The 18,931-nt window shown below is 68.0% G+C and carries 15 protein-coding genes and 1 pseudogene; 8 read left to right on the top strand and 8 right to left on the bottom strand.

Translation table 11 applies throughout. From position 1 onward, the window contains the following. Positions 1-3: 3 nt before the first annotated feature. On the top strand, positions 4-1,161 hold the full coding sequence (locus FK256_RS03945) for a sensor histidine kinase (protein ID WP_141423791.1): 1,158 nt from the start codon (positions 4-6) through the stop codon (positions 1,159-1,161). A 77-nt stretch (positions 1,162-1,238) separates the two neighbouring features. Beyond that, a complete protein-coding gene (locus FK256_RS03940; RefSeq protein WP_141423790.1) occupies positions 1,239-1,850 on the top strand; it encodes a response regulator transcription factor in 612 nt (203 codons plus the stop codon). Between the two features lie 22 nt (positions 1,851-1,872). On the opposite strand, the gene ftsY is transcribed toward FK256_RS03940, so the two are convergent. The 3 genes from ftsY to smc form a co-directional block, all read right to left on the bottom strand. Continuing rightward, the gene (ftsY, locus tag FK256_RS03935) at positions 1,873-3,042 is read right to left on the bottom strand and encodes a signal recognition particle-docking protein FtsY (protein ID WP_141423789.1); all 1,170 of its coding nucleotides are present in this window, start codon (positions 3,040-3,042) and stop codon (positions 1,873-1,875) included. 345 nt (positions 3,043-3,387) lie between these two features. Beyond that, complete coding sequence (locus tag FK256_RS03930) at positions 3,388-3,759, bottom strand: hypothetical protein (RefSeq protein ID WP_141423788.1); 372 nt, start codon at positions 3,757-3,759, stop codon at positions 3,388-3,390. 161 nt (positions 3,760-3,920) lie between these two features. Then, a complete protein-coding gene (gene smc / locus FK256_RS03925) occupies positions 3,921-7,709 on the bottom strand; it encodes a chromosome segregation protein SMC (protein WP_141423787.1) in 3,789 nt (1,262 codons plus the stop codon). 164 nt (positions 7,710-7,873) lie between these two features. On the opposite strand from smc, the gene FK256_RS03920 reads away from it, so the two are divergent. Continuing rightward, a complete protein-coding gene (locus tag FK256_RS03920) occupies positions 7,874-8,842 on the top strand; it encodes an ABC transporter ATP-binding protein (protein ID WP_141423899.1) in 969 nt (322 codons plus the stop codon). Then, positions 8,839-10,083, top strand: coding sequence for an ABC transporter permease (locus FK256_RS03915; RefSeq protein WP_141423786.1), 1,245 nt, complete (start codon positions 8,839-8,841; stop codon positions 10,081-10,083). The genes FK256_RS03920 and FK256_RS03915 overlap by 4 nt, the downstream gene beginning before the upstream one ends. 87 nt (positions 10,084-10,170) lie before the next feature. Here the strand turns inward: FK256_RS03915 and ndk are convergent, their stop codons facing one another. Both ndk and dhaL read right to left on the bottom strand, forming a co-directional pair. Further along, a complete protein-coding gene (gene ndk / locus FK256_RS03910) occupies positions 10,171-10,620 on the bottom strand; it encodes a nucleoside-diphosphate kinase (RefSeq protein ID WP_141423785.1) in 450 nt (149 codons plus the stop codon). A gap of 84 nt (positions 10,621-10,704) precedes the next feature. Then, a complete protein-coding gene (dhaL, locus tag FK256_RS03905; RefSeq protein ID WP_021604884.1) occupies positions 10,705-11,385 on the bottom strand; it encodes a dihydroxyacetone kinase subunit DhaL in 681 nt (226 codons plus the stop codon). Between the two features lie 371 nt (positions 11,386-11,756). Here dhaL and FK256_RS14555 point away from each other — a divergent pair, with 371 nt between their 5' ends. Together FK256_RS14555 and FK256_RS14550 are read left to right on the top strand one after the other, a co-directional pair. After that, positions 11,757-11,993 (top strand): GntR family transcriptional regulator, encoded by a 237-nt coding sequence (locus tag FK256_RS14555; protein ID WP_231681079.1) that lies wholly within the window; start codon positions 11,757-11,759, stop codon positions 11,991-11,993. Then, entirely contained in the window at positions 11,983-12,318 is a 336-nt protein-coding gene (locus FK256_RS14550) for a UTRA domain-containing protein (protein WP_244936124.1), read from the top strand. Before FK256_RS14555 ends, FK256_RS14550 begins: the two co-directional genes overlap by 11 nt. Here FK256_RS14550 and FK256_RS03895 read toward each other — a convergent pair. Next, positions 12,313-12,594 (bottom strand): annotated as a pseudogene (locus FK256_RS03895) (alpha-amylase family glycosyl hydrolase); the annotation flags it as partial. The gene FK256_RS14550 and the pseudogene FK256_RS03895 sit on opposite strands and share 6 nt — an antisense overlap. A gap of 240 nt (positions 12,595-12,834) precedes the next feature. Here FK256_RS03895 and FK256_RS03890 point away from each other — a divergent pair. Next, positions 12,835-13,635 carry a hypothetical protein gene (locus FK256_RS03890; RefSeq protein WP_141423784.1) on the top strand — a complete coding sequence of 267 codons (801 nt, stop codon included), beginning with the start codon at positions 12,835-12,837 and terminating at the stop codon, positions 13,633-13,635. 13 nt (positions 13,636-13,648) lie between these two features. On the opposite strand, the gene FK256_RS03885 is transcribed toward FK256_RS03890, so the two are convergent. Then, a complete protein-coding gene (locus tag FK256_RS03885; RefSeq protein ID WP_141423783.1) occupies positions 13,649-15,457 on the bottom strand; it encodes a bifunctional folylpolyglutamate synthase/dihydrofolate synthase in 1,809 nt (602 codons plus the stop codon). 518 nt (positions 15,458-15,975) lie between these two features. Between FK256_RS03885 and FK256_RS03880 the strand changes: the two genes are divergently transcribed. After that, positions 15,976-17,298: a UDP-glucose dehydrogenase family protein gene (locus tag FK256_RS03880; protein WP_141423782.1), complete on the top strand. Its 1,323-nt coding sequence runs from the start codon at positions 15,976-15,978 to the stop codon at positions 17,296-17,298. Positions 17,299-17,397: 99 nt separating this feature from the next. On the opposite strand, the gene FK256_RS03875 is transcribed toward FK256_RS03880, so the two are convergent. Then, positions 17,398-18,801: a lipopolysaccharide biosynthesis protein gene (locus FK256_RS03875; RefSeq protein WP_141423898.1), complete on the bottom strand. Its 1,404-nt coding sequence runs from the start codon at positions 18,799-18,801 to the stop codon at positions 17,398-17,400. Between the last annotated feature and the right edge of the window lie 130 nt (positions 18,802-18,931).

The following is an 18,931-nucleotide window of genomic DNA, read 5'->3' as shown; positions in this document are numbered from 1 at the left end:
GTCATGAAAGCCCGCGCCTCCTCCCTGGCCGAGGCGCGGGCGCGCCGCACCCGTGTCGTGGCAGTCGGCTGGGGGATCGTGTGGGCCGCCTCCATGGTTCCGGTCGTCCGGACGGGCATGGCACGAGGGTCCAACGGCGGGGTTTGGGGCGCAGTCAGTGCCATCGTCTCCTGCGCATGCCTGTATACCGCCTGCTCGCTCAGCATGAGGCGGGTCCGGCAAGGGCTGAGCTGGCCCGGCCGCCTGAGCCTGTCGCTCATCATCATCGGCGCGCTCACGGCGAGCGGGGCCGCCCTCGGTGTGGGATCGCCGGGCCTGCAGCTGGTGGTCTTCCTGGCCGTCGTCCTAGCCTTCTCCCTGCCTTGGCAGGCGGCCATCGGGCCTATCGCGATCCTGACTGGCATTCTGTTCCTCATTCCCAGGATGATTCCGTCCTGGTCCGCCAGTGAAGACGCGTGGATCGCTCTGCTCGGCGCGGGCGGCGCTTGCACCTTCGGGCGCTACATCATGGAACAGCGGCGTGTGGCCCGCATTCTGGAGCAGCGCACTCACGAGCTGGAGATCAACGAGGAGCGCAACCGCATGGCCCGGGACATGCACGATATTCTGGGTCATTCGCTGACGGTCATCGCTCTGAAGTCGGAGCTCGCCGCCCGGCTCGTCGACGTCGCTCCCGATCAGACCAGGGTGGAGCTGGACGAGGTGCAGTCCCTGGCGCGCTCCGCCCTGGCCGACGTGCGCGCCACCGTCAACAGCTACCGCGAGCTGAGTCTGACCGGTGAGCTGGCCCGAGCAACGAGCGTCCTGACCTCGGCCGGTATCCGGGCCGACCTGCCACTGACCGTCGAGGCCGTTGACCCTGAGCTGCGCGAGCTCTTCGCCTGGGTGGTGCGCGAGGGCGTCACCAACATCGTGCGCCATGCCCACGCCTCACACTGCAAGGTGGAGCTGACCACCGACTCCATTGAGGTGGCCGACGACGGTATCGGACTCGACTCGGCCGGCACCAGCGACGGTCACGGGTTGGAGGGGCTGCGCCAACGCTGCCAGGACAACGGTGCCGACCTCACCATCGAGGCACCCTCCAGTGGCAGCGGCACCATTCTGAGGGTGAGCGCCCGCCGTCTATCCTCCCGTATGACGCACGACGCGATCGAGTGACCCGGTCGCGCGCACCCCAAACTCCGGCGAGCACCAATGTCGTCGGTCTGAGGAACCTTGAGTAACGGAGCTGAGCGATGATCCGAGTGATGCTGGCCGACGACCAGGCCATGGTGCGTGGAGCGCTGGCCGCCCTGCTCGCCTTGGAAGCCGACATCGAGGTCGTCGCCCAGGTCGGAAACGGGGACGATGTCCTGCCCGTCGCGCTCGAGCACCGGCCCGACGTCGTTCTCATGGATGTCGACATGCCCGGCGCCGACGGGCTGAGCGCGACCGCGAGGCTCCTAAAGCGGCTGCCAGCCACGCGGGTCCTCATCGTCACGACTTTCGGGCGCCCCGGATTCCTGCGGCGCGCCATCCAGTCCGGGGCCCATGGGTTCGTCGTCAAGGACGCTCCGGCCACCGAGCTGGCCGAGTCAGTGCGCCGAGTCCATGCGGGGATGCGTGTCGTCGACCCGGCGCTGGCTGCCGACTCACTCGTCTTCGGGGATTCCCCTTTGACCGCCCGGGAGACCGAGGTGCTTCAGGCCGCCGCCGACGGCGCCACCGTCGCCGAGGTCGCCCGCCGGGTCCATCTCTCGGAGGGAACCACCCGCAATCACCTGTCCCAGGCCATGGCCAAGACCGATGCGCCCACTCGGGCCGCGGCGGTGCACTTCGCGGCCCAGAAGGGTTGGATCATCCAGTAAGAGCCCTCACCCGCCCGGCCGCTCAGCCCAGCAGTGCGTCGACGAAGCCCTCCGGGTCGAAGGGGGCCAGGTCATCGGCGCCCTCTCCCAGGCCCACGAGCTTGACGGGCACTCCCAGTTCTCTCTGGACGGTGACGACGATGCCGCCCTTGGCGGTGCCGTCGAGTTTGGTGAGCACGATGCCGGTGATGCCGACGGCCTCGGAGAAGACCTGGGCCTGGCGCATGCCGTTCTGGCCGGTGGTGGCGTCCAGGACCAAGAGGATCTCGCCGACGGGGGCGATCTTCTCCATGACGCGTTTGATCTTGCCCAGCTCGTCCATGAGGCCAGCCTTGTTCTGCAGGCGCCCGGCGGTGTCGACGACGACGACGTCCGTGCCCTGGTCGGCCGCCTGGCGAGCGGCGTCGTAGGCGACGGAGGCGGGGTCAGCGCCCTCCTTCTCGGAGCGCACGACCTCGACGCCGACGCGCTCGCCCCAGGTGGTCAGCTGCTCGGCGGCCGCAGCCCGGAAGGTATCGGCCGCACCCAGGACGACGGTCTTGTCCTGGGCCACCAGGACGCGGGCGAGCTTGCCGCAGGTGGTGGTCTTGCCGGTGCCATTGACGCCCACCATGAGGATGGCGGCAGCGGGCGTTGCCTGGGCGCCGTCGGCGGGGGCGGGGCGATCCAGGTTGAGGGAGCGGTCAAGCGTGGGGTCGACGAGTTTGAGCAGCTCGGCGCGCAGGACGGTGCGCACGGCCTCCGGGTCGGAGGTGCCCAGCACCTTGGCCTGGGTGCGCAGATCGTCCATGAGGGAGGTGGTCACCTCAATGCCGAGGTCGGAGGTGAGCAGGGTGTCCTCGATCTCCTCCCAGTCCTCCTCGGTCAGGTCGCCGCGGGACAAGACGGACAGAACCGCCTTGCCGAAGCCGCCGGCACCGGCCAGGCGGGCGCGCAGACGCTGCATGCGGCCTGGGATGGACTCCGGAGATTCCAGCGTCGCAACCGGCTCGGCGCCTGGTTCCGCATCGGGGGCCGTCTCATCCGAGGGCTCCTCCCCCTCCTCGGACGGCAGGAGATCCTCAACGGACATCGGCTTATGGGCGCTGACCTCGTCAGGGACTCGGCCCCGACGCCTGCCCGCGTAGAGCCACAGACCGCCACCGACGACGATGACCAGGATGATGCCGAGAACGATGAGGATCGGTTCCATGGGCCCATCATGCCCGATGGCCGCCCCGCTGCGGCAGGGCCGTTCGCCTTCGACCGCCTAGGGCCGGTTGGGCGCCGCAGAAATCACCGGCATACTCATGAGTCGTGACAAAAAAATCCTGCGGCACCCCTGTGGGCGTGCCGCAGGACGAGGAAGGCCAATGGCCTCGGTGTCGATGCGCGAGAAAAGTCGGACCTGTTGGCATCAGACGCAACAGGAGTTGATAAGGGCACAGACGAGAAACGATCTCTCAGGACCGGGATTTTATCCAGCAGATCGCCCCTTCAAGACCAGCGGTTCGTGAAAATGATCGAGAACATAGTTTTCACGAAACGGACCAGCACATCATCCCTGGGTTTGCGAGACCCCGCTGGCAGCCGGCTCGTGCATCTGGCCGCGGCGCCGGGAAGCCGCAGCTCCCCTCCTCTCCGCACCCTCGACCGCTTTCTCGAAAACTCCCACCAGACCACCGAAGGAGTCCGGCCCCACGTAGGCCGCGGGCCCCTCGCGCGTCATGAGGTCCGCTAGATGAACCTCCTGGGGCACGACCTCAACCTCGACCTCCTGCTCCTCCTGGCGCACCTCCTGAGCGTCACGGACCAGGCCGCGAATACGGGAGGGCCAGGAGCGCACCGGGAAGCGCTCTGCGCAGACCAGGCCGAGCACGAGTAGGCCGGCAACCAGCACGACAACGAGGGGAAGAATCATGGCACCCATGGCTAGGATTCTGCCCTGAGAAATGCGATCTGACCAGACTTTGCATGCGTTTGTCGTCCAATCGACAACAAAACCTGATAACTTCCTGACACAATGATGGCTTGGATCTGAAAACGAACGTCATATTGTCAGAGCACTATCACATTCTCCTCAAGGTTCACTCAGATATCAGGAGTCACAGCCGTATCACGGTCGGGCTGGGCCAGCCGCTGCGAGACCGCCTTCGTGATCCCATCGCGCATCGTGATGCCGTAGAGCGCGTCGGCCACCTCCATGGTGCGTTTCTGGTGCGTGATGATGATGAGCTGGCTGGAGCGCCGCAGCTCGGTAAAAATCTCCAACAGCCGGCCCAGATTGGTGTCATCCAGGGCCGCCTCCACCTCATCCATGACGTAGAAGGGCGAGGGACGCGCCTTGAAGATCGCCACCAACAGTGCGACAGCGGCCAGTGAGCGCTCCCCGCCCGAGAGCAGCGAGAGCCGTTTGACCTTCTTGCCCGCAGGACGGGCCTCGATCTCGATGCCCGTGGTGAGCATGTCGTCGGGATCGGTGAGCACCAGGCGCCCCTCCCCACCGGGGAAGAGTCGGTCGAAGACGGAGGCGAATTGCCGTGCGGTGTCCTCGTAGGCCTGGGCAAAGACCTCCTGGACTCGGGCGTCGATCTCCTCGACGATGCTGAGCAGGTCGTCGCGCGAACGCTTGAGATCGGCCAGCTGCTCGGCCAGGAACTGGTGGCGCTGCTCCAGGGCGGCGTGCTCCTCCAGTGCGAGCGGGTTGACCTTGCCGAGCCGGGCGAGATCCCGCGAGGCCTTGGCCAGGCGCTTCTCCTGCTCGGAGCGCACATAGGGACGGCCCGGGTACCCGGACCCGGTGGAGGCGAGGGGGCCGGCCCGCTCGGCAGCAGGCTCTGCCCCGGAGCCGGGGACGGCACCGGACTCATCGACGACGTCGGGAACCAGCATGTGCGGTCCGTACTCCTCGACGAGCGGGTCCAGCTCGAGGCCGAGCTCGCTCATGACGCGCTCGGCCAGGGCCTCCAGTCGCATGCGCTGCTCGGCCCGGGCGACTTCCTCGCGGTGGGCGGCGTCGGTGAGGTTGCCGAGCTCCTTGGTGAGCTGGTCGTTCTCCTCGCGGACCTCGTTGGTGGCCGCCTGGGCCCGGGCGCGCTCGGTCTCGATGGCGGCGCGCTCGTCGGCGGCCCGGCGGACGGATGCCCGTGCCGTCTCGGCGGCGGCGCGGGCTTGGTCGCGCACATGGGTGGCAACGGCGAGCTGGGCGCTGCGGCGCCGCTGGGCCCGCTCGGCGGCGGCGCGCTGCTCGCGCTCCCGGCGGGCGGCCGCCCGCAGCGAGTCTGCGCGACCGCGGCTGGAGCGCTCGCGCTCCTCGGCCGTACGCAGGGCGAGCCTGGCGTCGGTCTCAACGGCGCGAGCCTGGCGCGCGGCTTCCGCAGCGGTCTCCCGCTCCTGGCGGGCACTGTCCAGCGCCTGCTCAAGGTGGTCGGAGCCGGCACCCCCTGGCGGGCCCGATTCACCCGATGCGTCCGTGTCGTCGACGCCATCCCGCTCTCCCTCGATCTCAGCCAGTGCGGCTGTGGCAGCCGCGAGCTCGGCGGTGCGCTGGACCGACTCGGCCTCGGCCCGCTCCAGGACCCGACGGGCCCGTCCCGTCTCCTCCGCGGCAGCGTGAGCCGCAGAGGTCAGGCGGGCCATTGCCTCGGCGGCTCGGGCGACCTCGGCGTCGGCCCGGCGCAGGGCGGACAGCGCCTCGCTCAGAGCCTGGCGCGCGGCATCCTCCCCAAGACGGGCCTCCTCTAGAGCAGCATCGGCTGCGGTCTCCGCCTGCGCCGCGGCGGCGGCCTCGGCGTCGGCCTCCTCGTGGGCGGCGGCCAGCTCCAGCACTGAGGAGGCTCCACGGCCCGCCCCGGCGACCCACCCGGGAGCCAGAACATCACCGCCGCGGGTGGCCACCACGGCGTCGGGGAGCCTCGCACGCAGGGCGCGGGCGGTCTCGATGTCCTCCGTCACCCAGGAGGCCTTGAGCAGTCCGTCCAGGACTCGCCCGAGCCCGTCGGCTTCGGACTGCACGGGGCTCACGAGTCCGCGGGCCGCCAGCGCGCCGTCGACCGCGAGCGCAACGGCCTCATCAGCGCCGTCGGACGGGCCGCTTATCGAAGGATCGTCTGCCAGAACCAGCCTGACTGCGCCGACGTCCCGATTGCGGGCGTGCTCCAAAGCGCTCATGGCGGTCTCACCGTCGGCGACGAGACCGGCCTCGGCGAGCACTCCCAGGAGGGCGGCGACGGCGTTCTCCCAGCCGCGCTCGACGCTGAGGTGCTCCGCCACCGGTCCCAGGAGGCCGTCGACACCGGTCTGGAGCAGCGCAGCCGTACCGTCCTGGCTGCGCAGGGACATGGCCAGGGTGTCACGCCTGGCCGTCCAGGTGGCCCTATCGGAGGCCGCTTCCCGGCGAGCGTCGGTCGCGGCGGAGACGGCTTCGCGGGCCTCGGCCAGGCGCCGAGTCGCCTCCTCGTGGGCGGCTGCGGCCCGGGCCGCTGCGTCGGCCGCCGCGCCCGCCTCGGTGGACGTCCCCGCAGCTGGCTCACTCCCGGCGGCCGCTCTGCCGCTGTCCCGGGGCTCCTCCCCTCCCCCGGCCTCGGCCAGGGCGGCCAGGGCCCGCCCCTCGCGGGCCTCGGCGGCCTCAAGGGCGCTGCGGGCCTGCTCGAGGGCGGCCAGGCTGGCCTCATGGCGACTGCGGGCCGAGGCGACGCGCCCACCGGCTCGGGCGATGGTCTCCCTCCTCTCCGAGAGCCTCCGCTGCGCAGCGGAGAGTTCCTGGTCCGCGGCCTTCTCGGCGGTCTCGGCGTCGGCGCGTTCCAGGGAGGCGTCGCTCAGGGCCGTGCGGGCGGTCTCGACGGCGTCGGCGAGCTCGGCCTCCTGTCTGCCGGCGGCCTCGGCCCGCCGTTCGAGCTCCTCGGGGTCGGTACCGTGACTCGGGGAGGGGGCGGCGGCCAGAAGCCGGATTCGTTCGCCGGCCACGTCCGCGAGCGCGCCCAGGGACTGGGCGACCTCGGTGAGGTCCTCCCAGATGCTGCCGGCTCGGGTCAGGCGCTGGGCGGAGGTGGTCTCGATGGCGGCCAGCTCGCTCAGGCGGGCCCGGGCGGCTCGCTCGGCCTCCTCGACCAGGCGGCGGCGCCTGGCCAGGGCCTCCTTGTCCTCGTCTCCGGCCTCCAGAAGGGACTGGGCCTGGACGACGTCGTCGGCCAGCAGCCGGGCGGTTGCGTCACGGACCTCGACCTGGATGGTCCGGGCGCGCCGGGCGATGGCGGCCTGCCGGGCCAGGGGGCCGAGCTGGCGGCGCAGCTCCTGGGCGAGGTCGGAGACTCGGGCGAGGTCGGCGGCCATGGAGTCGAGCTTGCGCAGAGCGCGTTCCTTGCGCTTGCGGTGCTTGAGGACGCCTGCGGCCTCCTCGATGAAACCGCGGCGGTCGTCGGGGGTGGCGCTCAAGACGGCGTCGAGCTGTCCCTGCCCTACGATGACGTGCATCTGGCGCCCCAGGCCAGTGTCGCTGAGGAGCTCCTGGACATCGAGGAGGCGGCAGGGGGTGCCGTTGATCTGGTACTCCGAGCCGCCCCCGCGGAATAGCGTGCGCGAGATGGTGACCTCGGTGTAGTCGATCGGCAGGGCGCCGTCGGTGTTGTCGATGGTCAGGGAGACCTCGGCCCGCCCGAGGGCCGGACGGGAGCCGGCGCCCGCGAAGATGACGTCGGCCATGGAGCCGCCGCGCAGGTTCTTGGCGCCCTGCTCCCCCATCACCCAGGTCAGGGCGTCGACGACGTTAGACTTGCCCGAGCCGTTGGGGCCGACCACGGCGGTGATGCCGGGCTCCAGGCGGAGGGTGGTTGACGAGGCGAAGGATTTGAATCCCTTGATCGTCAACGTCTTGAGGTGCACGGGTGCCACCCTAACAGCGCGAACGGCCGCGACGACGATAGAAACGACAAAGGGACTTGACATCCCGAGTCAGGACAAGCAGACTTTCCATGTCAAGGGAACTAGACATGCTGTTCGCACGTCTCCCCCATCCGACTCTCGTCTTCGAGACCCAAGGAGCCACGATGCTCACACTGTCCAACCTCTCCAAACGCTTCGGGAGCCTCCAAGCCCTCGACTGCCTCTCCCTATCACTGGCCGGCGGCGAGATCGTCGGCTTCGTCGGCGCCAACGGAGCCGGCAAGTCCACCACGATGCGCATCATCATGGGATCGCTCACCGCCGACTCGGGCGCCGTGACCTGGAAGGGCGCCCCCGTGGACGCCTCCACACGGCGCGCCATCGGATACATGCCCGAGGAACGGGGTCTCTACCCCCGGATGAAGGCGGCCGAGCAGCTCGTCTACCTGGCTCGTCTGCACGGGCTATCCGCCTCCGCAGCCAAGGCGGCGGCAGACCAGTGGACCGAGCGCCTGGGACTCGAGGAGCGCCGGAATGACGAGGTGCAGAGCCTGTCGCTGGGCAACCAGCAGCGCGTCCAGCTGGCCGCAGCCCTCGTGAGCGACCCCGAGCTGCTCATCCTCGATGAACCCTTCTCCGGCCTGGATCCGGTTGCCGTAGACGTCATGAGCCAGGTCCTCCTGGAACGGGCGTCCGCGGGCGTGCCCACGCTGTTCTCCTCCCACCAGCTCGACGTCGTCGAGCGCCTATGCGACCGGGTGGTCATCATCCGCTCGGGCAGGCTCGTGGCCGACGGGACGATCCCCGAGCTCCAGGCCACCGAGACACCCCGCTGGCGAGTGGTCGTCGAGCCGCCGCCGGGCGCTGCCCCACCGGAGGCCGGCGCTCTGGACGGACTGGACGATCCGGACGCGCAGATCGATGGCCAGGGCCGCCTGGTCATCACCGCGGCGGGTGGGGATGAGCAGGAGCTGCTGCGCACCGCGCAGCGACTGGGGACGGTGCGCGAGCTCGGCCCGGTGCGCCACCGGCTCACCGACATCTTCCGGGAGGTCCTCACGGCACCCGCGACTCCCGACGAGACCAACGACCCGACGCAGAAGAAGACGGACAAGAAGGAGGCGCACCGATGAGCGCCCGGACCAGCCCCATCACCCGCCGTCAGGAGATCACTCTGGTCGCCGGCCGCGAGCTCCGCGCACACCTGATGAAGAAGTCCACCATTATCCTGACCCTCGTCCTGCTCATCGCCGCCGTCGGCGGCATCATCGGCGTCAAGCTCTACACCTCCAGCCAGAACGAGGGCTACAGGCTCGGCCTTAAGGGCGTCCCGGTCGCTCAGGCCACCGGGTTGGACAAGGTGGTCGCCTCCAACGGGGAGACCATCGAGGTCGTTGACGTCTCCGGCCGGGAGACGAAGGATGTCCTGGCCGACGACGCCCCCGAGGGCACGCCACACGTGGACATGGTCCTCGACGTCTCCGGCTCCGCCCCCACCGTCACCGTGGAGAAGTCGGTCGATGACGCGGTCGTCTCCGGAGTCACGGCCTTCCTCCAGCAGGCGGCCCTGGGCCAGCAGATCGCGACGCTGGGCGGGGACCCGGCTCAGGTGGCCTCCCAGCTCAGCGCCGCCAAGCCGGAGGTCACGGTCCTCGACTCCCCCAAGCGCGACGCCGCCGATTTCGGCCCGCGTTACACGATCCTCCTGACGATCGACGTCCTACTGCTGTTCGCCATCATGGGCGGGGGCCAGTTCATCGCCCAGGGCGTGGTGGAGGAGAAGTCCAGCCGGATCGTGGAGATCCTCCTGGCCTGCGTGCGGCCCAGCTCGCTGCTGGCCGGCAAGATCCTGGGGATCGGCATCGCATCCTTCCTCACCACCGGAGCCGTCGCCGTGGCCGGGGTCGTTACCGCGAAGGCAACCGGCGTCATGCCGGATATCAACCTCAACCTGGACGGCGTGCTCGTGGCGATGCTCGTGTGGCTGATCGTGGGATATGCGATCTTCGCGGTCGCCTTCGGGGCCGCCGCCTCACTCGTGAGCCGGCAGGAGGACGTCAGCTCGGTGAGCATGCCCCTGGTCATGCTCTCGATGGTCCCCTATGTTCTGAGCTTCTTGATGGCCACCGGGGACGCCAACAGCATGACCTTCCGGGTCCTGGCTTTCCTGCCGCCCTTCGCGCCATTCATGATGCCCGCGCGCCTGGTGCTCGGGGTCTCCTCGTGGACCGAGCAGGTCATCGCCTTGGCGATTGCGCTCGTCTTCCTGCCATTGCTGGTGCGCGCGGCGGCCGCGATCTACACCCGGGCCGTCACCCGCACCGGCGCCCGGGTGCCGCTCAAGGAGGTTCTGGGCCGGGCCAAGCAGGCCTGATCACAGCCTTCGCACCTACGACGACGGTGCGCCTCCCCGTGGTGGAGGCGCACCGTCGTTGTGAGGCCCAAGGCCGGGCGGACCAGGTCAGTCGGCCAGCTCGGGGAACCAGATGGCGATCTCACGAGCTGCGGACTCATCACTGTCCGAGCCGTGGACGAGGTTGAGGATGGCGGGGGTCCCCCAGTCGCGGCCCAGGTCGCCGCGGATGGTGCCGGGGGCGGCCGTGGTGGGGTCGGTGGGGCCCATGAGGCTGCGCACACCCTCGACGACGCGCCGGCCCTCGGCAACCGCTGCCACTACGTTGCCGGAGGTCATGTAGTCCACGACGCCGGGGTAGAAGGGCTTGTCCACGTGCTCGGCGTAGTGCGCGGCGAGGATCTCCTCGGTGGGGGTCAGGATCTTCAAAGCGGTCAGGGCGTACCCCTTGGCCTCGATGCGGCGCAGGATCTCGCCGGTCAGGCGGCGCTCGACGGCGTCGGGCTTGATGAGGATGAGGATACGGTCGGTCTGGGACGTGGTGGACGTGCTGGCCATGGGGGCTCCTTGCTGGGTCGGAGGGTGAGGGACCGGATGGACCATAACGGGTCCGGACCCCCTAAGGCCATGACGGCGCCCGGTTCAGGCCTGCTCGACCACCATGATCGGCTCCAAGGAGCGGGCGCGGGCGGCGTCGAGGGCGGCTTGGAAGATGAGCGCGGAGGACTGGGCGCCGGGGTCGCGGTGCCCGCAGGAGCGCTCCCCCAGGAAGGAGGCACGCCCGCGGCGCGCTTGAAGCGGTTCAGTATCCCGAGCCCCATCGGCGGCGGCCCGGGCGGCGGCCGAGAGGACGCCGACCTCATCCTCTCCGATCTCCGCCGCCTCCCTGGCGGCCACCGTCGCGGGGCGCCAGGCATCGGCCATGGTCTTGTCCCCACTGGTGGCGTGGCCTCTGGCCTCCAGGCCAGAGGTGGCCTCCTCCAGCGCCCGGACCAGGTTCTCCGTTCCCCAGGCGGACGCGTCGGAGGAGCGGGCGGCCCTGAGGAAGGCGGTTCCCAGCAACGGGCCTCCAGCGCCGCCGACCGTGGCCATGAGAGTGGTGGCGACGACCTTGAGGACCCCTCCGGGGGTGGCCGGGAGGTTTCCGGCCTTCTGGGCGGCGTCCAGTTTGGTGACCACGGCCCTCATGCCGCGGTCCAGGTTGTCGCCGTGGTCGGCATCCCCGATGGCTCGGTCCAGTTCGGTCAACTCTGCGCGGTTTTCGGTGATCATGACGGCGGCACGATGGGTCCAGTCGAGGGCCCAGGCGGCATCCAAGGACATGGAGTTCCCTTCTCAGGTCTTGGCAGGTGTTGGTTCCAGGCCTGACCGCCATGCACCCGAGGGTGAAGGACGACCACGCGGCTTTGATCGGGCCCTGCGTGGACCCGATGGGTCCCTGCGCATCCCGGGAACGTCCGTGGGACGCGCCGGAGCAGGCCGACGAGGTGCTCACCGCCCACTCGCATTTCCATCCTCTCACGCACCTGGCCGCCTCGCTCGTTGAGACGGCCGAACGGCCTGCGACCAGTTCGAATGGACGCACCATCACAGATGACGGGGAGACGTCGGACGGCGTGATACTTGTATGCACGAGCCCCGGGCAACGTCCGACGCCCACCGCTCGAGATCCGGAGGAAGAGAGGAGCCTTCCCGTGGCGCAGGCCAAGTACGACCAGATCTTCCAGACCCTGCACGAGCGCATCGAGTCCGGCACCTACCGCTTCCTCGAACTGCTCCCCTCGGAGAACGCCCTGGCCGAGGAGTTCGGCTGCACCCGTAACACGGTGCGCAAGGCGCTGGCGCTGCTCGTGACTCAAGGGCACGTCCAGACCATGCAGGGCCGGGGGCGCCGAGATCATCTGCGTCAAGCGGCTGCGCGTGCTGGATAACGTCCCGCTCATCGTGGACACCAGCTATTTCCTGGCCTCGGTGGTTCCCCGCCTGACCCGGAAGATCGTCGAGTCCTCGGTCTACGCCCATCTGGAGGAGGTCCAGGGGGTGCGGGTGGCCAGCGCGACCCGGCGGATCACGGTGGAGCGGGCCACCGAGGAGGACCAGCGGCTCATCCACCTGGGGGGAATGGATTGCGTCGTCGTGGTCTCCTCGACGACCTTCGACTCGACGGGTGTGCTCTTCGAGTACACGTGCTCGCGCCATTCACCGGTTGACTTCGCCTTCCAGGACACCGCCCACTGGCTGCCGGCAGAGCGCTGAGGCGGGGCCGGCGAACTTGGAGACCCAGTTGGTGGGCAGCGAGCCGTCCTCCTTTGGGGACAACAGGTACTGGTAGACGGGATCGCCGGCCAGGGCCCGCTGGAACCACTTGTGCTCGGTGGAGGTGTGGTTGTTGAACCAGACATGGTCCACTCCCAGGGATGCGATGTAGTCGACCTTCTCGATGATGCCGCGCAGGTCGCCCACACCATCGCCGGAGGAGCCGCGGAAGGACTTGGGACAGATCTGGTAGACGACACTGTCCGCCAGTGACATGCGGGGCTCCTGAGGGAAGCGAGTCGGAGCCAGAGGAATCACCCTCCAAACGACTTATATGCACAAGCATGCACTTGTGCACACAAATTTTTCATGATTTTTTTTATGTTATGTATTATATAAATAATTCTGGGAGCGATATCCCGAGCGGCTGGACATCCATCGTGCAGATGGCAGCCGGACTACCGCCCGACATAGTGCCCCTCCTCCCCGTTCTCACTGAAGGAAAGATGATCTCCCATGAGCAACCGCAAGCCCGTTCGCCCGAACGACCTCCCCTCCTCCCCATCCCGCCCTCGAGAGGTTCTATGCATTCTTCCACTTCTGTGCACTCTGGCACTGAGCGCCTGCAGCACGAGCGGGACGGCATCCTCCGATGCCGCATCCACGCCACCACCCATTCAGGAGACCTCCGCCGCCGCGCACTCGGCGGCCCCCTCTGCGTCTGAGGGCCAGCAGAAGTCGTCAGCTACACCACTGCAGACCGCCTCGTCGTCACCGTCTCAGTCAGCCCAAAGTACCGAAAGCCCCACCCCGACACCGACAGACGCTGCCCCGGGCCGCGACACTCTCCTCAACGCTTCACTGCCCCTGCCCTCAACCTGTGCGGGCAGCGGCTCCGCGTCCTTCTCCGGCGGGCAGGCCTCCTTGAGCCGCGGAGGCTTCGCCAGGATCGAGGATGCCTCGACCACCTACATCCTCAACAGCGCCGCCACCACTGTGGTGGCGGTGACCTGCAACGGCGGCGGGTCAGCCGCCTTCCCCTCTCTGGCCTTCTACGACGACGAGCTGAATCTCGTCGCCTCCTACGACCTGTCCAAGATCAGCAACGCAGAGTCCTACGAGCCGGTTGTCACCTCGCTGGAGGCCCAAGGCAGCACCCTTCACGTGGAGTGGAGCAACGAGAGGCTCCCCACGGATACCAGCGGGATGCACACCGGCTCAGGGACGGGCAGCGCCGACCTGAGCTGGAATGGTGCCTCATTCGACAAGTCGAATGTCACGGTCTACGACGCCTGGGGAAACCAGGTGACTGGATAGAACCCCAAGCGGTTCAGGGCCTGCCGAACAGGGCACGGGCCTCAGCGGCCAGGACCACGGAGCCGAGGATGAGGATTCCCGAAGCGGTCAGCGGAGTGTCGTAACCCTCGGACAGGGCCACGGCCTGCCCCACACCCTCGCCGAGCTGCCGGCTCACCACGACGCGGTCGGCGCCGTAAACCTCCCGGGCGACCTCGCCCAGGTCGTCGACGTCCATCGCCCGGGGCGAGTCGACCGGGACGCACACGACGGCGTCGGTCACCGGCTCCAGAGCCGCCAGAATCCCCTCGGCGTCCTTGTCCGCCATGACGCCCAGGACCGCCACGAGGTGCTGGAAGCCGAAGGCCTCCTCGATGGCGCCAGTGAGAGCCTCGACGCCGTGGGGGTTGTGGGCGGCGTCGACCAGAACCGTGGGCGAGGAGCGCAGAACCTCCAGGCGACCGGGGCTGGTGACCGAGGCGAAGCCGTCCTCGACGATGCGCGCAGGCAGCCGGCGCCCCCCATGGATCGCCTCGGCGGCCGCCAGGGCCAGCAGGGCGTTGTGGGCCTGGTACTCCCCGTGCAGCGGAACGAAGGCGTCCTCGTAGACAGCCGCTGCGGTGGCAAAGGTGACCATCTGGCCGCCGACGGCGAGCTGGCGGTCGAGAACCTGCAGGACGCCGGCCTCCGGCGAGGTGGGGTCCTCCTCCGGGTCCCGCTCCCGGCGCACAATGGCCCGGTGCGAGGCCACTGCCTGCTCGATCTCGGCAGCAGCATCGGGGACCTGATGGGCGACGATGACGGTGGAGCCGTCTTTGATGACGCCCGCCTTCTCGTGAGCGATCTCGGCGATCGAGGAGCCCAGCCAGCGCTCATGGTCGCGCCCGATCGGGGTGATGACGGCGACATCGGAGCCGATGACGTTCGTGGCATCCCAGCGCCCGCCCAGGCCCACCTCGATGACGGCAACATCGACGGGATAGTCAGCGAAGGCAGCCAGAGCCATGACAGCCAGGACCTCGAAGAAGGACAGGCGCGGCCCGCCGGCGGCCTGGGAGCGCTCGTCGACCATGGCGATGTAAGGGGCCACGTCCTCCCAGGCGGCGATGAAGCCCTCCTCACTGATCGGCTCGCCATCGAGGCTGATGCGCTCGCGGATGGTGGCCAGATGCGGGGAGGTGAAGCGGCCGGTGCGCATGCCGCCTGCGGCCAGAAGGCGCTCGGTCATACGGGCGGTGGAGGTCTTGCCGTTGGTGCCGGTGATATGGACGGTGCGGTAGGTGCGTTCGGGATTGCCCAGGATGTCGAGGACGGCCTCGACGCGATCCAGGGACGGCTGGACCTGGTGCTCGGGGGCGCGCGCGAGAATCTCGGCCTCGACCTCGCGCATGCGGGCGGAGACCTCGACAGCGCGCGCGGCGGCCTCCAGGTCGCGCAGGTGGTCACCCTCGGGGTTGTTGGAGAGCTGGGGCTCCCAGGAGTCCCAGTCGTCGGAGTCATCGGCATCGGCCTCGGCGAGAAGCTCCTCGAGGCGGTCGGTATCGCCGCCAGGGAACATGTTGGCCGCAACGAGCTCGCGCAGAGCCTCAAGGTCCTCACGGTCCCGAGCCTCGTCGTCGGCACCCTGCTGAGAACCGACCTCCTGGAGATCGGAGACGGAGACGGTCAGACTCTCGCCCTCGCCACCACCGGGAGCACCCACGGCCTCCAGATAGGGCAGGAGCTCGGGGTCGACGCCGGTCTCGCCGAAGACGGCGTCGACAACCTCCTCCCCCGTAGCGCCCTCGGGGATGCCGAAGGCGGCGCCGGGACTGGTCTGCTTGGAGTCGTCGTCTGCGGGCACTGTGCCTTCCTTTACTCGACATGGCGGGTTGGACAGATGCTCTCTCAAGCACTCCCGCCCCGCCCTAATCTAGCCGAGGCGGTGGAGCCGCCCGCACCAACCCCGCATCTGCCGGCCCGAGCCCGACCAGATGGACTCATGCCCCACCGCACTCTCCAGCAGCAGACGCTCCACATCCCGGGCTCCGGCACCCCGAGCGATCACGGAAACGCATACTTTAGCAGCACGTGAAACCACTGAGGAAAAATCTCATCTCCATCACGAGGACTGACAGGAAAGTCGCTCGAGTGCAACCTCGCACAGCGAGGTTCGAACATACGAACTACAATTTCATTTTGAATCTTCTTTCCAAGGTGCCAGCATATCCTATCACCTCCAGTTATACGAGCTCCATGATTGTTGAATCAAAATTCGATGATTACATCCTAATACTTGGTGAAATGTTTGAGGAATTCACCAGGGAACCTTATGGGTATAGGGGTAGACATACCCCCCACATACCTGTCTAGGCTTTCGCCATGCGTTTATCAGTGATCGGTTGTGGATATCTCGGTGCTGTTCATGCTGCGTCAATGGCGGAGCTCGGACACGACGTAGTGGGTGTGGACGTCGACACCCACAAGGTGGAGTTGCTAAGCCGCGGTCGTGCCCCATTTTTCGAACCCGACCTGGAAGGGCTGCTGGCTCGCAACGTGGAAGCCGGACGTCTAACCTTCACCCAGGACTTCTCCGCCATTGAAGGCGCCCAGGTCCATTTCATTGGAGTGGGTACTCCGCAGTCCGAGTCGGGGGCCGCGGATATGACCTATGTCGATGCGGCGGTCGCCTCCATGCTCCCGCACCTGGGACACTGCACCGATGGTCCTGAGGTTGTCGCAGGCAAGTCCACGGTGCCCGTTGGCACAGCTTCCCGCCTGGCCCAGGCGATCGAGCCAACGGAGGCTCTGCTGGTGTGGAATCCAGAGTTCCTGAGGGAAGGCTTCGCCGTGCAGGACACCCTGCGGCCGGACCGCATGGTCTACGGCCTGCCGGCCGATCCCGGCGCTGCGGCAGGTGCACAGGAGGTGATGGACGCGGTCTATGAGCAGATCCTGGCCTCCGGCGCCCCGCGCCTCATCATGGACTATGCGACGGCCGAACTGGTCAAGATCAGTGCGAACGCGTTCCTGGCCACGAAGATCTCCTTCATCAACGCCATGGCCCAGGTCTGCGACGCGGCGGGGGCCAATGTGACAGCTCTCGCCCAGGCGATCGGCATGGACGATCGTATCGGCCGTCGTTTCCTGCGCGCCGGCATCGGGTTCGGCGGAGGCTGCCTGCCCAAGGACATTCGAGCCTTCCAGGCCCGGGCGCACGAGCTCGGCGTCGGCGATGCCCTGGCTTTCCTCGCGGAGGTCGATCGGGTGAACGACACCATGCGCGCCAGCGTCATCCGTACGGTGAGAGCCCTGCTTGGCGACCGCCTGTCCGCAGCCACGGTGACGGTGCTCGGGGCGGCTTTCAAACCGGACAGCGACGACATGCGCAACTCCCCCGCCCTGGATCTAGCTGTGGAGCTGGCGGGCACGGCCGAGCGGGTGGTCGTGCACGACCCTGCCGCGGGTCCGATCCTCGCCGAGCGGAAGGACCGTCCCTACGAGGTCGCGTCTTCCACGCAGTCGGCCCTGGAGGGCGCCGACCTGGTCATCATCGGTACGGAGTGGCGCGAGTACCGGGATCTCGACCCCGTCCGGGCGGCGGACCTGGCACGCACCCGCCACGTGATCGACGGACGCAACTGCCTGGATGCGCAGGCGTGGAAAGCGGCCGGCTGGACCTACCGCGGTATCGGGCGGCGGTAAGCGGGCCAACAGCACCGGTGCCCTCAGCGGGCCGACAGCGCTCTTCGGCGCCTGGACGGCCCGCGACGGCCCTGGACGTGCAGACCGGGCCGAACCGGCTCAATGCCGCCCGCCCCAGTGAGCAAGGCACTGCATGGCCGCCCGGGCGCCGCCGATCAGGACCGTCATATCGCTGGCCGCCAGCATCACCATGCAGATCCACACCGCAACGGTCAGCCACACACCGCCGTCGAAGGACATGAACACGGCTATGCTGCTGAGCAGCACGAGCTGGTAGGTGAGGCGAAGGCGGTCTATTGGCAGGGCAATGCGACGTCTGAGGTCACGTGCCCGCACCACCAGAACGAGGGCATAGGCCACCGCCCCGGCCAGCCCGGCACCCCAGGGTCCCATGAATGGCACGAGAATCACGCCGAGCACGACGTTGACCACCGCTCCCATCATGGTGGAGACCATGAGAACACCGCTGTTCTTCAAGGCCTGATAGAAGCTCTCGAAGAAGATACTGATGACCCCGAAGGATGCGACCAGCATGAGCAGGGGAACATAGCGCCAGCCCTCCGAGAACTCAGCCTGGAGCATCAGCTGGGAGATCGGGCGGTTCAGGGCGATGACCAGCCCTGCGGTCGACAGGGTCGCCAGGGAATAGCCCCTCAGCACGGCGCCGAAGAAGGCTCCTCGGTCAGGTGAGTTGATCTCGCGGGCGGTCGAGTACTGCCATGCCTGCTGGAACACGGAGGCGACAATGTTGACCAGCGCGGGCATCTTGCTCGCCGCCGTGAAGAGCCCAGCGGCCACGACTCCACTGTGCCACAGGACCACGTAACGTCCCGAGACGCTGACGAACCACCATGACAGCAGATTGGGCACGAGCGGCAGGCTGTAGACAAGCATCCGGCGCAGCAGCACACGATTGACTCGGAAGGGAACCAGCAGCCGGTACTCGGCCGACCCCAGGAACGCAGCGAGGCCACCTACGAGATAACCGATGGTGAAGGACCACAGATAGCCTTCAATGCCCGCATGCGCGCGAAACAGGAGCAGGTAGGTGGAGACAACCATGGCCAGCGCGTTCATCAGGCCGTAGGCCACGAAGCGGCGCACGTGTCCCAGCCCGCGGGCGAGCTGGGTCGTGGCCTTGAAGACGCACACCGAGCAGAACAGGACGAAGAAGGACGCCGCATGCTCCATACCCCACACAGTGCTGGCCAGGGAGCACAGCACCCCGGTGCCCACGATGCCGCCGCCCAGGACCAGGAGGGAGTTGGCGAACAGCTCGTCCTTGGGAACGTCGTCGTCGATCGAGAAACGATAGAGGGCCTCAACCACACCCAGGGAGAGCAGCGGCAGCACGATCTCGATGGCACTGTTGAGCAGCTCAGCCGTCCCGTACTCGCCGGCCCTCAAAGCGGTCGTGTACAGGGGCATGAGCACCAGGGAGACCGCCTTGACCGCCAGACCCCCCAAGGCGAAGACCAGGGTGTTACCCAACAAGAATGTGATGCGGCTCTGATGGTTTGCCAACACCGAGCTGCGCCTTCCACGTCTGGTGGAGTCGCGCTCCTCCTGCCGGCAGCCGCCGCTCAGATCACTAGGACCGGTTCTACACGAACGCGCAGAATGGACAGATTCC

The sequence above is a fragment of the Actinomyces johnsonii genome, from assembly GCF_006546835.1.
In the GTDB taxonomy this organism is placed as follows: domain Bacteria; phylum Actinomycetota; class Actinomycetes; order Actinomycetales; family Actinomycetaceae; genus Actinomyces; species Actinomyces johnsonii.
This window is presented reverse-complemented; position numbering and strand designations above follow the sequence as displayed.

What these genes read in the sequence shown, in the direction of transcription:
- FK256_RS03945 (WP_141423791.1), top strand. Translation starts at nt 4, where the DNA reads ATGAAAGCCCGCGCCTCCTCCCTGGCCGAGGCGCGGGCGCGCCGCACC.
- dhaL (WP_021604884.1), bottom strand. Translation starts at nt 11,385, where the DNA reads ATGTCCTTGGATGCCGCCTGGGCCCTCGACTGGACCCATCGTGCCGCC.
- FK256_RS03915 (WP_141423786.1), top strand. Translation starts at nt 8,839, where the DNA reads ATGAGCGCCCGGACCAGCCCCATCACCCGCCGTCAGGAGATCACTCTG.
- FK256_RS03940 (WP_141423790.1), top strand. Translation starts at nt 1,239, where the DNA reads ATGATCCGAGTGATGCTGGCCGACGACCAGGCCATGGTGCGTGGAGCG.
- FK256_RS03930 (WP_141423788.1), bottom strand. Translation starts at nt 3,759, where the DNA reads ATGGGTGCCATGATTCTTCCCCTCGTTGTCGTGCTGGTTGCCGGCCTA.
- ftsY (WP_141423789.1), bottom strand. Translation starts at nt 3,042, where the DNA reads ATGGAACCGATCCTCATCGTTCTCGGCATCATCCTGGTCATCGTCGTC.
- ndk (WP_141423785.1), bottom strand. Translation starts at nt 10,620, where the DNA reads ATGGCCAGCACGTCCACCACGTCCCAGACCGACCGTATCCTCATCCTC.
- FK256_RS03880 (WP_141423782.1), top strand. Translation starts at nt 15,976, where the DNA reads ATGCGTTTATCAGTGATCGGTTGTGGATATCTCGGTGCTGTTCATGCT.
- FK256_RS03890 (WP_141423784.1), top strand. Translation starts at nt 12,835, where the DNA reads ATGAGCAACCGCAAGCCCGTTCGCCCGAACGACCTCCCCTCCTCCCCA.
- FK256_RS03920 (WP_141423899.1), top strand. Translation starts at nt 7,874, where the DNA reads ATGCTCACACTGTCCAACCTCTCCAAACGCTTCGGGAGCCTCCAAGCC.